Source organism: Ramlibacter sp. 2FC, from assembly GCF_005503345.1.
Lineage (GTDB): Bacteria > Pseudomonadota > Gammaproteobacteria > Burkholderiales > Burkholderiaceae_C > SCMQ01.
In genome coordinates this window covers 34,033-47,853 of record NZ_SCMM01000038.1, presented here as the reverse complement: position 1 = coordinate 47,853, position 13,821 = coordinate 34,033, and the positions used below count along the sequence as shown (strand labels likewise).

Genomic DNA, 13,821 nt, shown 5'->3' with positions numbered 1-13,821 from the left:
GGGGCCGGAGCAGCGACGGGAGCCGGCGCCGGAGCAGCTGCCTTGGGCGCGATCGCGCCGTCGCAGTTGGCGGCGGCGGTGGCGGGCGTCCAGTTGGCGTCACGCCAGCAGAGTTCGTTCGTGCCGTTCTTCCAAACGAGTTCGGAAGTGCCATTGCGCCAGTTGTCGACGGTCTGGGCGCCAGCGGCCGTAGCGAGGGCTGCGGAGGCAAACAACATCGCCACTTTGTTCAGTTTCTTCATGGTTCTCCTCATGGGAAAAAGCCGCAGACTCGCTGCGAGGAAATTGGACGTCTGGGTGACCATCACCCCGAACGTTGAATTTATTGTGCCATACGTAATTGGCCAATCTGGGCTCCGAAGGCCCGTCTGGCGGCCCGCGAGGCCGCATTTGTGCGGATATGTTGCGCGAGTGCTACAGCCCATTACGCCTAAAATTGACATATTCCAGCGTAACCGGCCGCCTCCTTCATGACTCAATTCGCAAAAGAAACCCTGCCCATCAGTCTTGAGGAGGAAATGCGGCGCAGCTACCTGGATTACGCGATGAGCGTGATCGTGGGCCGCGCCCTGCCCGATGCGCGGGATGGCCTCAAGCCGGTGCACCGGCGCGTGCTGTACGCGATGCACGAGCTCAACAACGACTGGAACCGGCCCTACAAGAAGTCCGCGCGTATCGTCGGTGACGTGATCGGTAAGTACCACCCGCACGGCGACAGCGCGGTGTACGACACCATCGTGCGCATGGCGCAGGACTTCTCGCTGCGCCACATGCTGGTGGACGGCCAGGGCAACTTCGGCTCGGTGGACGGCGACAATGCGGCCGCCATGCGCTATACGGAAATCCGCCTCGCAAAAATAGCGCACGAGATGCTGGCCGACATCGACAAGGAAACGGTCGACTTCGGCCCCAACTACGACGGCAGCGAGAAAGAGCCGCTGGTGCTGCCCAGCCGCCTGCCCAACCTGCTGGTCAACGGATCGGCCGGCATCGCCGTCGGCATGGCGACCAACATCCCGCCGCACAACCTCAACGAGGTGGTCGACGCCTGCCTGCACCTGCTGCGCCATCCCGAGGCCTCGATCGACGAGCTGATGGAGATCATCCCGGCGCCCGATTTCCCCACGGCCGGCATCATCTACGGCATCAACGGCGTCAAGGACGGCTACCGCACCGGCCGCGGCAAGGTGGTGATGCGCGCGCGCTGCCACTTCGAGGACATCGACAAGGGCCAGCGTCAGGCCATCATCGTCGACGAGCTGCCCTACCAGGTCAACAAGAAGACCCTGCAGGAGCGCATGGCCGAGCTGGTGCACGAGAAGAAGATCGAGGGCATCAGCCACATCCAGGACGAGAGCGACAAGTCCGGCATGCGCCTGGTGATCGAGCTCAAGCGCGGCGAAGTGCCCGAGGTGGTGCTGAACAACCTCTACAAGCAGACCCAGCTGCAGGACACCTTCGGCATCAACATGGTGGCCCTGGTCGACGGCCAGCCCAAGCTGTGCAACCTCAAGGACCTGGTCGAGGTCTTCCTGCAGCACCGGCGCGAGGTCGTGACGCGGCGCACCGTGTTCGAGCTGCGCAAGGCGCGCGAGCGCGGCCATGTGCTGGAAGGCCTGGCCGTGGCCCTGGCCAACATCGACGACTTCATCGCCATCATCCGCAACGCCCCCACCCCGCCGGTGGCCAAGGCCGAGCTCATGGCCCGCCGCTGGGACAGCAAGCTGGTGCGCGAGATGCTGACCCGCACGCGCGCCGACGGTGGCGTGGTCAATGCCGACGACTACCGCCCCGAGGGCCTGGAGAAGGAATTCGGCATGGGCGGCGACGGCCTGTACCGCCTCTCGGACACCCAGGCCCAGGAAATCCTGCAGATGCGCCTGCAGCGCCTCACGGGCCTGGAGCAGGACAAGATCGTCGCCGAATACAAGGAAGTCATGGCCGAGATCGAGGACCTGCTCGACATCCTGGCCCGGCCCGAGCGCGTCTCCATCATCATCGGCGAGGAGCTCAGCACGCTCAGGCAGGAGTTCGGCCAGGCCAAGCTCGGCGCGCGCCGCAGCCAGGTCGAGCACAGCTCGTTCGACCTGTCGACGGAAGACCTGATTACGCCCACCGACATGGTGGTCACGCTCTCGCACAGCGGCTACATCAAGAGCCAGCCGCTGTCCGAGTACCGCGCACAGAAGCGCGGCGGGCGCGGCAAGCAGGCCACGGCGACCAAGGAAGACGACTGGATAGACCAGCTCTTCATCGCCAACACGCACGACTACATCCTGTGCTTCTCCAACCGCGGCCGGCTCTACTGGCTCAAGGTCTGGGAAGTGCCGGCCGGCTCGCGCGGCTCGCGCGGCCGGCCCATCGTCAACATGTTCCCGCTGCAGGAAGGCGAGAAGATCAACGTGGTGCTGCCGCTCACCGGCGAGTTCCGCAGTTTCCCGGCCGACCATTTCGTCTTCATGGCGACCTCCATGGGCACGGTGAAGAAGACCGCGTTGGACGAATTCAGCAACCCGCGCAAGGGCGGCATCATCGCGGTGAACCTGGACGAGGGCGACTACCTGATCGGCGCCGCGCTGACCGATGGCCAGCACGATGTGATGCTGTTCTCCGACGGCGGCAAGGCCGTGCGCTTCGACGAGAACGACGTGCGGCCGCTGGGCCGCAACGCGCGCGGCGTGCGCGGCATGATGCTGGACGACGGCCAGGGCGTGATCGCCATGCTGGTGGCCGAGGACGAGCAGCAAAGCGTGCTGACCGCCACCGAGAACGGCTACGGCAAGCGCACCAGCATCACCGAGTACACCCGCCACGGCCGCGGCACCAAGGGCATGATCGCGATCCAGCAGAGCGAGCGCAACGGCAAGGTGGTCGCCGCCACCCTGGTCCATGCCGACGACGAGATCATGCTGATCACCGACAAGGGCGTGCTGGTGCGCACCCGTGTCAGCGAGATCCGCGAACTCGGACGCGCGACGCAGGGCGTGACGCTGATCGGGCTGGACGAGGGCTCCAAGCTCAGCGGCCTGCAGCGCATCGTCGAGAACGACGCCAATGCGGCCGAGGGCGCGGAGCCGGAAGACGGCGCCAGCGCCGCCTGAGAACCCTGCGCCTGTCGCAGTCCGCGCCGGCCCGGCCAGGGCGGGCGCCCTTTTGGATGGATGAAAACGCCATGAAGCGTCCCTACAATTTTTCGGCCGGGCCCGCCGTCATGCCCGCCGAGGTCCTGCAACAAGCCGCGGCCGAGATGCTGGACTGGCACGGCAGCGGCATGAGCGTGATGGAGATGAGCCATCGCGGCAAGGAGTTCATCTCGATCTACGAGCGCGCCGAGGCCGACCTGCGCGAGCTGCTGGCCGTGCCGGCCCACTTCAGGATCCTGTTCATGCAGGGCGGCGGCCTGGCCGAGAACGCCATCGTGCCGCTGAACCTCTCGGGCGGCGGCGTGGTGGACTTCGTCGTCACCGGCAGCTGGAGCCAGAAGTCGATCAAGGAGGCGCGCAGGTTCTGCGATGCCCGCCTCGCGGCCAGCAACGAGGCCGACCACCACACCAGCCTGCCCGATCCGGCCAGCTGGCGGCTCAGCGCCGATGCGCGCTACGTCCATCTCTGCACCAACGAGACCATCCACGGCATCGAGTTCCACGAGCTGCCCGACCTCAAGGCCCTGGGCTGCGAGGCGCCGCTGGTGATCGACTTCTCCTCGCACGTGGCCTCGCGCCCGGTGGACTGGTCCCGGGTCGGTCTGGCCTTCGGCGGCGCGCAGAAGAACCTGGGTCCGGCCGGCGTCACCCTGGTGGTGGTGCGCGAGGACCTGATCGGCCACGCGATGCCGCACTGCCCCAGCGCCTTCGACTATCGTGTCGTGGCCGACAACCACTCCATGTACAATACGCCGCCGACCTATGCGATCTACATGGCGGGGCTCACCTTCCAGTGGCTCAAGCAGCAAGGCGGCATCGCCGCAATGGAGCAGCGCAACATCGCCAAGGCCAGCCTGCTCTACGACTACATCGACGGCTCGCAGTTCTACCTCAACAAGGTGACGCCCGACTGCCGCTCGCGCATGAACGTCCCCTTCCTGCTGCGCGACGAGTCGCGCAACGAGGACTTCCTCGCCGGCGCCAAGTCGCAGGGCCTGCTGCAACTCAAGGGCCACAAGTCGGTCGGCGGCATGCGCGCCAGCATCTACAACGCCATGCCTCTCGAAGGCGTGCAGGCGCTGGTGGCCTACATGCGAGAATTCGAGCGGACCCAAAGCTAAACCCCCATGGCAAAGACACTCCCCGAACTGCGCGTGCAGATCGACGCGGTGGACCGCGAACTGATCACGCTGCTCAACCGCCGCGCGGCGCTGGCCAACGAAGTGGGCGAGATCAAGCGCGCCGAGGGCTCGCCGGTGTTTCGCCCCGAGCGCGAGGCCCAGGTCATCCACGGCCTGCAAAGCGTCAACCCGGGCCCGCTCAAGAAGGAGAGCGTGGCCATGATCTGGCGCGAGATCATGTCGGCCTGCCGCGCGCTCGAGGCGCCGCAGCGCGTGGCCTACCTGGGCCCGGCCGGCACCTTCAGCGAGCAGGCGGCGCTGCAGTTCTTCGGCTCCAGCATCGAGCATGTGCCCTGCGCGAGCTTCGACGAGGTGTTCCACGCGGCCACCTCGGGTGCGGCCGACTTCGGCGTGGTGCCGGTGGAGAACAACACCGAGGGCGTGGTCACGCGCTCGCTGGACCTGTTCCTCAACTCGCCCCTGCACATCGTTGGCGAGATCAGCCTGCTGGTGCGCCATCACCTGCTGCGCCAGACCGCTTCGCTCGAAGGCATCGAGGTCGTGCTGGCCCACCCGCAGGCCCTGGCCCAGTGCCAGGGCTGGCTGTCCCAGCACCTGCCCGGCGTGGAGCGGCGCGCCGTATCCAGCAACGCCGAGGGCGCCCGCCTGGCGGCAAGCAATCCGGCCTGGGCCGGCATCGCGGGCGAGCGCGCGGCCTCCGAGTTCGGCCTGCACATGGTCGCGCGCGCCATCCAGGACGACGCCTACAACCGCACGCGCTTTGCCGTGATCTGCCTGCCCCAGACCCTGCCGGCCCCCGAGGCCTCGGGCAAGGACTGCGTGAGCCTGATCGTCTCGGTGCCCAACCGGCCCGGCGCGGTGCACGACCTGCTGGTGCCGCTCAAGCAGCACGGCGTGTCGATGACGCGCTTCGAGTCGCGCCCCGCGCGCTCGGGCCAGTGGGAATACTATTTCTACATCGACGTGCAGGGCCACCCCTCGCAGCCCCATGTGGCGGCGGCGCTCGAGGACCTGCAGCAGCTGTGCGCCTTCTACAAGGTGCTGGGCACCTACCCGGTGAGCGACTAGAGATGGCCCCCACGTTCACGCACTTCGTGTCGTTCTCTGCCCCCCGAGGGGGCCGCGTTTCGCCTTGGGGCGGCCCGGCGGCGAAACATGTTTGAGCAGTTGGGACTGATCGGCTGCGGCCTGATGGGCGGCTCGTTCGCGCTGGCGCTCAAGCGCGCCGGCCTGGTCAAGCGCGTGGTCGGCTACAGCAAGTCGCCCTCGACCACCGAGCGCGCTCGCCAGCTGGGTGTGATCGACATGGAAGCCCCGTCGGCGCTGCTGGCGGTCTCGGGCGCCGACATCGTGCTGCTGGCCGTGCCGGTGGCGGCGACGGAAGACACGCTCAAGGCCATCAGGCACCTGGTCACGCCCGACATGCTGCTGATGGACGTGGGCTCGACCAAGCGCGACGTGGTCGACGCCGCGCGCCGCGTGCTGCGCGAGCAGCTCGGCTCCTTCGTTCCGGCCCACCCGATGACGGGCCGCGAGGTCGCCGGCGTCGAGCACGCCGACGCCGACCTCTACGCCGGCAAACAGGTCATCCTCACGCCGATCGAGCGCACCCGCACGGCCCAGCTGCAAAAGGCCGAGGCCGTCTGGACGGCCCTGGGCTGCCGGGTGGTCAAGATGTCGCCCGAATCGCACGACGCGGCCGTGGCCGCCGTGAGCCACCTGCCCCATCTGCTGGCCTTTGCGCTGATGAACAGCATCTGCGGCCAGCCGCAAGGCAGCGAGTACCTGTCGCTGGCCGGCCCCGGCTTTCGCGACTTCAGCCGCATTGCCGCCGGCGACCCGCATGTCTGGCGCGACATCCTGATCGCCAACCGCGAGGAGCTGCTGGCCCAGTCGCGGCATTTCCTGAGCAGCCTGCAGGACCTCGAGCAAACCATCGCCAGCGGCAACGCCGATGCGCTCGAGGGCCTGATAGCCCAGGCCAGCCAGGCGCGCGCCCAGTGGCGCATGACGTCGACCAAGCCTCACCACACCTGATGTTCACCACCGAATTCCTGGACCTCCCCCCCCTGGTGAGCGCGGAGGGCACCGTCACCCTGCCCGGCTCCAAAAGCATCTCCAACCGCGTGCTGCTGCTGTCGGCCCTGTGCAGCGGCATCACCACCGTGCACGACCTGCTCGACTCGGACGACACGCGCGTCATGCTCGAGGCCCTGCGCCAGCTCGGCTGCGGCGTCAGCCTGAGCGGCCGCACGGCCGTGATCGAGGGCCTGGGCGGCCAGCTCAAGACCCGCCAGGCCCAGCTGTTCATGGGCAACGCCGGCACGGCCATGCGGCCGCTCACGGCCGCGCTGGCCATGCTGGGCGGCGACTTCGAGCTCTCGGGCGTGGCGCGCATGCACGAGCGCCCGATCGGCGACCTGGTCGACGCGCTGCGCCAGCTCGGCTGCGACATTGCCTACCTGGGCAACGAGGGCTTTCCGCCGCTGCGCATTGCCCCGCCCAGGCTGAAGCTAGATCAGCCGGTGCGCGTGCGTGGCGACGTCTCCAGCCAGTTCCTCACCGCGCTGCTGATGGCGCTGCCGCTCGCAGCGGACACGAAAGACATCGTGATCGAGGTGGTCGGCGAGCTGATCTCCAAGCCCTACATCGAGATCACGCTGAACCTGCTGGCGCGCTACGGCATCGCGGTGCAGCGCGAGGGCTGGCAGCGTTTCACGATTCCCGCAGGCAGCCAGTACCGTTCGCCCGGCAGCATCCACGTGGAGGCCGACGCCTCCTCGGCCAGCTACTTCGTCGCGCTCGGCGCGATCGCCGCGCCCGCGGCGCCGATCCGCATCGAGGGCGTGGGCGCGGCCTCGATCCAGGGCGACATCCGCTTCGTCGAGGCGGCCCAGCTGATGGGCGCCCAGGTCACGAGCGGCCCGAACTGGCTGGAGGTGCGGCGCGGCGCCTGGCCGCTCAAGGGCGTAGACCTGGACTGCAACCACATCCCCGACGCCGCCATGACCCTGGCGGTGATGGCGCTGTACGCCGACGGCCAGACCACGCTGAGCAACATCGCGAGCTGGCGCGTCAAGGAGACCGATCGCATCGCCGCCATGGCCATCGAGCTGCGCAAGCTCGGCGTGCGCGTGGAGGAAGGTCCGGACTTCATACGGATCACGCCGCCCGCGGCCCACGAGGACTGGCGCGCCGCCAGCATCCACACCTACGACGACCACCGCGTGGCCATGTGCTTCTCGCTGGCGGCCTTCAACCCGGTCGGCCTGCCGGTGCGCATCGAAGACCCCAAGTGCGTGGCCAAGACCTTCCCCGACTACTTCGAGGCGCTGTTCGCCCTGGCCCGGCCCGCGCCGGGCGCCGTGCCGGTGATCTGCATCGACGGCCCCACGGCCTCGGGCAAGGGCACGCTGGCCAGCCAGGTGGCGGCGCGTCTGGGCTACCACTACCTCGACTCGGGCGCGCTCTACCGCATCGCGGCGCTGGCCGCGACGCGCGCCGGCCTGGCGCTGGACCATGTCCACGAGGCCGAGATCGCCCGCATGACCCACAGCCTGTCGCTGCGCTTTACCGACGACCGCGTGCTGCTGGACGGCGAGGACGTGAGCGATGTGATCCGCAGCGAAGAAGCCGGCATGAACGCCTCGCGCGTGTCGGCCCTGCCCGCCGTGCGCCGCGCCCTGGTCGACCTGCAGCACCGCTTCACCCGCCTGCCGGGCCTGGTGGCCGACGGCCGCGACATGGGCACCGTGATCTTCCCTGCCGCCCCGCTCAAGGTCTACCTCACGGCCAGCGCCGCCCAGCGCGCCGAACGCCGGCATAAGCAATTGATTTCAAAGGGATTTTCGATTACACTTGACAGTCTTCGCGCTGACTTGGAAGCGCGCGACGCGCGGGACATGTCCCGCAGCGTGGCGCCTCTGAAGCCGGCTGAGGACGCCCTGCGACTGGACAACTCGGACTTGTCGATCGAGCAATCGGTCGATCAGGTCCTGGCCTGGTGGCAGGAGCGGCAGCCGTTCGGGTCCGCCTGAGCCGCTGTCGGCGATCGAGAATGAGCAGACCGGCCCCTGGCCGGCCCGCCGCTATGGGCCCACCCGGTTCCCGCCGCGCCGCATGCGCACAGGCCAGGTGGTTGTTCAACCTAACCGCGGATCAAACCGCAACCAACCGCCACGACCAGCCTTAGAAACGAGCGCAATCCCGCGATCGTGCAACCTCGTCGTGGACTAGGAAACTCAATGTCTGAATCTTTTGCCGCCCTGTTTGAAGAATCGCTGCAACGCACGGAAATGCGTCCTGGCGAAGTGATCACCGCCGAAGTCGTGCGCATCGAGCACAACTTCGTGGTCGTGAACGCCGGACTCAAGTCCGAAGCCTATGTGCCGATCGACGAGTTCAAGAACGATCAGGGCGAAATCGAAGTCCAGGTTGGCGACTTCGTCTCGGTGGCCATCGGGTCCATCGAGAACGGCTACGGCGACACCATCCTGTCGCGTGACACCGCCAAGCGCCTGGCTTCCTGGCTGGCCCTGGAAAAGGCGCTGGAATCCGGCGACTTCGTGACCGGCACGACCAGCGGCAAGGTCAAGGGCGGCCTGACGGTGCTCGTCAACGGCATCCGCGCCTTCCTGCCCGGCTCGCTGGTGGACACCCGTCCGACCAAGGACCTCACGCCCTACGAGAACAAGACCCTGGAATTCAAGGTCATCAAGCTCGACCGCAAGCGCAACAACGTGGTGCTGAGCCGTCGCGCCGTGGTCGAAGCCTCGATGGGCGAAGAGCGCGCCAAGCTGATGGAAACCCTGAAGGAAGGCTCCATCGTGCGCGGCGTGGTCAAGAACATCACCGAGTACGGTGCGTTCGTGGACCTGGGCGGCATCGACGGCCTGCTGCACATCACCGACATGGCCTGGCGCCGTGTCCGCCACCCGAGCGAAGTGGTGCAGGCCGGCCAGGAAATCACCGCCAAGATCCTCAAGTTCGACACCGAGAAGAACCGCGTGTCGCTGGGTCTCAAGCAGATGGGCGACGACCCCTGGATGGGCGTGTCCCGCCGCTACCCGCAGAGCACCCGCATGTTCGGCAAGATCACCAACATCGCCGACTACGGCGCGTTCGTCGAGCTCGAGCCCGGCATCGAAGGCCTGGTGCACGTGTCCGAGATGGACTGGACCAACAAGAACGTGGCCCCGTCCAAGATCGTGTCGCTGGGTGAGGAAGTCGAAGTCATGGTCCTCGAGATCGACGAAGACAAGCGCCGCATCAGCCTGGGCATGAAGCAGTGCAAGGCCAACCCCTGGCAGGAATTCGCGCAGAACACCAAGCGCGGCGACCGCGTCAAGGGCCCGATCAAGTCGATCACCGACTTCGGCGTGTTCGTCGGCCTGGCCGCCGGCATCGACGGCCTGGTGCACCTGTCCGACCTGTCCTGGAACGAGCCCGGCGAAGCCGCGGTGCGCAACTACAAGAAGGGCCAGGAAGTCGAAGCCATCGTGCTGGCCGTGGACGTGGACCGCGAGCGCATCTCGCTGGGCATCAAGCAACTCGACCAGGATCCGTTCACGACCTTCGTGACCGTGAACGACAAGGGCTCCGCGGTGAGCGGCAAGGTCAAGACCGTCGATGCCCGCGGCGCCGAGATCGACCTGGGCAACGACATCGTCGGCTACCTGCGCGTCAGCGAAATCTCGCGTGACCGCGTGGAAGACGCCCGCAGCGTGCTCAAGGAAGGCGACGAAGTCGCCGCCGTGGTGGTCAACGTGGACCGCAAGACCCGCAACATCCAGCTGTCGATCAAGGCCAAGGACCTGGCCGACGAGCAGGGTGCCATGGCCAACCTGAGCCAGCAGTCCGCGCGCGAGAACGCCGGCACGACCAGCCTGGGCGCCCTGCTGCGCGCCAAGCTGGACGGCAGCAACCAATAAGCTGCCCACCGGGGGACAGAACTCACCGGCCCGCCATTGCCCAGCGATGGCAGGCCGGGGGCTCTGTCCCTTTTTCCTGTCTACACGCACCAGGCACAAGATGACCCGCTCCGACCTCGTAGAAGAACTGGCCTCGCGCTTCAGCCAGCTCACGCACCGTGATGCCGAGTTCGCCGTCAAGACCATCCTGGATGCCATGAGCAACGCGCTGGTGCGCGGCCACCGCATCGAGATCCGTGGCTTCGGCAGCTTCTCTATCAACCGGCGCCCGCCGCGCATGGGGCGCAACCCGCGCTCGGGCGAGAGCGTGCAGATCCCGGAAAAGCGCGTGCCTCACTTCAAGCCCGGCAAGGCCCTGCGCGAGGCCGTGGACCGGCGCACCGCCGAACTCGGCGTCCAGGAAAAGACCTGACGCTCGCTAGAATCGCTCCGTCACCGGGGAGATTCATGAAACAACTCCTGTGGCTGCTGAAGTGGGTACTGAAGGCAGCCATTTTTTTCACCCTGTTCGCCTTTGCGTTGAACAACCAGCAGGACGCCACCGTGCACTTCTTCTTCGGCACGCAGTGGCGCGCGCCGATGGTGCTGGTGGTGCTCACGGCCTTCACCCTGGGCGTGGCCATTGGCGTGCTGGGCATGGTGCCGCGCTGGTGGCTGCACCGGCGCGCCGCGCGCCAGGCCCGCTCGGCCGCACCCTCGCCCTCCCGGCCCAACGACGACTCGCGCCTGAACACCTCCGAACATGGACATTGACTTCAGCCTGAGCTGGATTCTGCTCGGCCTGCCCCTGGCCTTCGGCCTGGGCTGGGTGGCCTCGCGCCTGGACCTGCGCCAGCTGCGCATCGACAACCGGCAGGCACCCAAGGCCTACTTCAAGGGCCTGAACTTCCTGCTCAACGAGCAGCAGGACCAGGCCATAGACGCCTTCATCGAGGCCGTGCAAAACGACCCCGACACTTCGGAGCTGCACTTCGCCCTGGGCAACCTGTTCCGCCGCCGCGGCGAATACGAGCGCGCGGTGCGCGTGCACGAGCACCTGCTCTCGCGCGGCGACCTCAGCGAAGCCGACCGCCAGCGCGCCCAGCATGCGCTGGCGCTGGACTTCCTCAAGGCTGGCCTGCTCGACCGCGCGGAAGACGCGCTGCGCAAGCTCGAGGGCACGCCGTTCGCCAACCAGGCCCGGCTGGCCCGCCTGGCGATCTACGAACGCTCGCGCGAATGGCCCCAGGCCGCCGAGATGGCGCGCAAGCTGGAGGCGGCCGGCGAGGCCAGCTTCACCGGCCGCCTCGCGCACTACCTGTGCGAGCAGGCCGCCGGCCTGACCGCGAGCGGCGACACCGCGGCCGCGCGGCAATTGCTGGAGCAGGCGGTCGCCGATGCCCCGCAGTCGGCCCGCCCGCGCATCCAGCTCGCCGCGCTGCAGCGCACCCAGGGCCAGGACGCGCAGGCCCTGGAGACGCTGACCGCACTGGTGGAGGCCCTGCCCCCGGCCCTGCCGCTGGCCGCGGCGCAACTGGCCAAGGCCGCCGGCGCCTGTGGCCAGGCGGCCAAGGCCCTGGCCCTGCTCAAGGCGGGATACCATCAGACCCCCTCGCTCGACGTGCTGGAGGCCATGGTCGCGCTCGAAAGCAGCGACCCGGCCAGCGCCGCCACGGCGCGCGACTGGTACATCCGCCACCTCGAGCGCGAGCCCTCGCTGATCGCCGCTGCACGCTGGCTGGCCGGTGAACGGCTCGAGCGCGAGCCCTGCCACCCCCCGCTGCAGCGCGCGCTGGACCACGCGGCCAAGCCATTGAACCGCTACCGCTGCGCCGCCTGCGGCTTCGAGGCCAAGGAGCATTTCTGGCAATGCCCGGGCTGCCAAGCCTGGGACAGCTACCCGCCACGCCGGGTCGAGGAACTGTGAGTCCGACGCGCCGGCCCGGTCAACGCCGGCCGCTCGCAAGCCGTTAGACCCTAGCCACGCCGGCAGGCTTGTGCCGGACTGTTGTCACCACCAAGGAGTGAGATCCATGTTGAAGAAGATCCTGGCCCTGCTGGCCATGCTTTACGCGGCCGCGTCCTTCGCCGCCGTCGACGTGAACAAGGCCACCGCCGTCGAGCTCGACGGCATCAAGGGCATCGGCCCCGGCATCTCCGGCAAGATCCTCGATGAGCGCAAGAAAGGCAGCTTCAAGGACTGGAACGACTTCATCGAGCGGGTCAAGGGCATAGGCGAGGCCAATGCCATCAAGTTCTCGGCCGAGGGCATGACGGTCAACGGCGCCGGCTTCCAGCCCAGCGCCGCCGCGCCGGCCGCCAAGAAGGAAGAGAAGAAGGACGCCAAGGCCGAGGCCAAGATGAAGGCCGACGAAGCCAAGGCCAAGAAGGACGCGGACAAGAAACCGGCCGCCAAGGACGACAAGAAGGCAGCCAAGGCCGAGGCCGCCAAGCCCGCCGCCAGCGCGCCCGCGCCCAAGAAGTAAGGCCCCGGCCCCAAGCAAGCGCCCCGAGCCCTCTCGGGGCGTTTTCGTTTCAGCGCGAGGTCGGGGCCCGCCGTGCCCCCCGCCTGGACGGATAAGATTCGTCCTCAGACAACGCAAGGAAGCCCGTGTTCAAGAATGTGATCGCCTACCGCATAGCCCCCGACTGGTCCGCCTCGCTGGCGCAGGTGGAGGAAGCGCTGGACAAGGCGCGTTTCGTGGCCTGCGGGGCCACGCAGGAAAAGTCCGTGGGCTGGATCCCGCCGCGCGGCGAGGCCCATGGCCCGCTGGTCGAGTCGGTCGCCGGCCAGTGGATCCTCAAGCTCATGATAGAGAGCAAGGCCGTGCCCGGCTCGGTGGTGCGGCGCAAGGCGCAGGAGAAAATCGAGCAGATCGAGGCCACGACCGGCCGCAAGCCCGGCAAGAAGGAAACCAAGGAGATCCGCGAGGACGCGCTGCTCGAGCTGCTGCCCATGGCCTTTGCGCGGCAGTCCGTGGTGCAGGTCTGGATAGCCCCCGAGGCGCGCCTGCTGGTCACCGACGCGAGCAGCCAGTCCAAGTCCGACGAGGTCATCACCGGCTTGGTGCAGGCGCTCGATGGCTTGGCGCTGAGCCTGCTGCAAACCCAGGTCTCTCCCCAGGCCGCCATGGCCCAGTGGCTGACCGCGGCCAGCGCCGACGAGCTGCCGCCCAGCCTGGCCGTGGAGCGCGAGTGCGAGCTCAAGTCCAGCGACGAGGAGCAGTCGGTGGTCAAGTTCACGCGCCACAACCTGGCCACGGACGAGGTGCGCCAGCACATCGCCGAGGGCAAGCTGCCGACCCGCCTGGCGCTGAACTGGGACGGCCGCGTGAGCTTCGTGCTGACCGAGGCCCTGCAGCTCAAGAAGCTCCAGTTCCTGGACGGCGTATTCGAGACCAAGGACGGCCAGAAGGAAGACGCCTTCGACACCGACGTGGCCATCGCCACGGGCGAGCTGGGCCAGCTGATTCCCGACCTCATCGAGGCACTGGGCGGCGAGGGCTTGGCGCCTGCCGCCCTGCCGGCCGCGCACAACGCACCCGACACGGCACATCAGCAAGCCCAGCCCGAACTCAGTCCCGCGCTGACGGCGGACGAGGACCCACCTTTCTGAGCTGAGGACGC

General features: G+C 67.8%; 11 protein-coding genes and 1 pseudogene. 11 read left to right on the top strand and 1 reads right to left on the bottom strand.

Annotated elements, in window-relative coordinates; translation table 11 throughout:
• A pseudogene (locus tag FFS10_RS16125) lies at positions 1-242 on the bottom strand (outer membrane protein OmpA); the annotation flags it as partial.
• 228 nt (positions 243-470) lie between these two features.
• Here FFS10_RS16125 and gyrA point away from each other — a divergent pair.
• The 11 genes from gyrA to FFS10_RS16070 all read left to right on the top strand — a co-directional run bounded on the left by gyrA (position 471) and on the right by FFS10_RS16070 (position 13,810).
• On the top strand, positions 471-3,101 hold the full coding sequence (gene gyrA / locus FFS10_RS16120; protein WP_137895498.1) for a DNA gyrase subunit A: 2,631 nt from the start codon (positions 471-473) through the stop codon (positions 3,099-3,101).
• Positions 3,102-3,172: 71 nt separating this feature from the next.
• Complete coding sequence (gene serC / locus FFS10_RS16115) at positions 3,173-4,264, top strand: 3-phosphoserine/phosphohydroxythreonine transaminase (protein WP_137895497.1); 1,092 nt, start codon at positions 3,173-3,175, stop codon at positions 4,262-4,264.
• A 6-nt stretch (positions 4,265-4,270) separates the two neighbouring features.
• On the top strand, positions 4,271-5,353 hold the full coding sequence (gene pheA / locus FFS10_RS16110) for a prephenate dehydratase (protein ID WP_137895496.1): 1,083 nt from the start codon (positions 4,271-4,273) through the stop codon (positions 5,351-5,353).
• A gap of 87 nt (positions 5,354-5,440) precedes the next feature.
• Positions 5,441-6,322, top strand: a complete 882-nt coding sequence (locus FFS10_RS16105) for a prephenate dehydrogenase (RefSeq protein ID WP_137895495.1) — start codon at positions 5,441-5,443, stop codon at positions 6,320-6,322.
• Positions 6,322-8,322, top strand: a complete 2,001-nt coding sequence (locus FFS10_RS16100; protein ID WP_137895494.1) for a bifunctional 3-phosphoshikimate 1-carboxyvinyltransferase/cytidylate kinase — start codon at positions 6,322-6,324, stop codon at positions 8,320-8,322. The genes FFS10_RS16105 and FFS10_RS16100 overlap by 1 nt, the downstream gene beginning before the upstream one ends.
• A 207-nt stretch (positions 8,323-8,529) precedes the next feature.
• Positions 8,530-10,215, top strand: a complete 1,686-nt coding sequence (rpsA, locus tag FFS10_RS16095) for a 30S ribosomal protein S1 (RefSeq protein WP_137895493.1) — start codon at positions 8,530-8,532, stop codon at positions 10,213-10,215.
• Positions 10,216-10,261: 46 nt separating this feature from the next.
• Complete coding sequence (locus FFS10_RS16090) at positions 10,262-10,627, top strand: integration host factor subunit beta (protein ID WP_171016173.1); 366 nt, start codon at positions 10,262-10,264, stop codon at positions 10,625-10,627.
• A gap of 35 nt (positions 10,628-10,662) precedes the next feature.
• A complete protein-coding gene (locus FFS10_RS16085) occupies positions 10,663-10,968 on the top strand; it encodes a LapA family protein (protein ID WP_137895491.1) in 306 nt (101 codons plus the stop codon).
• Positions 10,964-12,121 (top strand): lipopolysaccharide assembly protein LapB, encoded by a 1,158-nt coding sequence (gene lapB / locus FFS10_RS16080; protein ID WP_137895501.1) that lies wholly within the window; start codon positions 10,964-10,966, stop codon positions 12,119-12,121. Before FFS10_RS16085 ends, lapB begins: the two co-directional genes overlap by 5 nt.
• A 106-nt stretch (positions 12,122-12,227) precedes the next feature.
• Complete coding sequence (locus tag FFS10_RS16075) at positions 12,228-12,680, top strand: ComEA family DNA-binding protein (protein WP_137895490.1); 453 nt, start codon at positions 12,228-12,230, stop codon at positions 12,678-12,680.
• Positions 12,681-12,805: 125 nt separating this feature from the next.
• The gene (locus FFS10_RS16070) at positions 12,806-13,810 is read left to right on the top strand and encodes a recombination-associated protein RdgC (RefSeq protein WP_137895489.1); all 1,005 of its coding nucleotides are present in this window, start codon (positions 12,806-12,808) and stop codon (positions 13,808-13,810) included.
• Positions 13,811-13,821 lie beyond the last annotated feature (11 nt).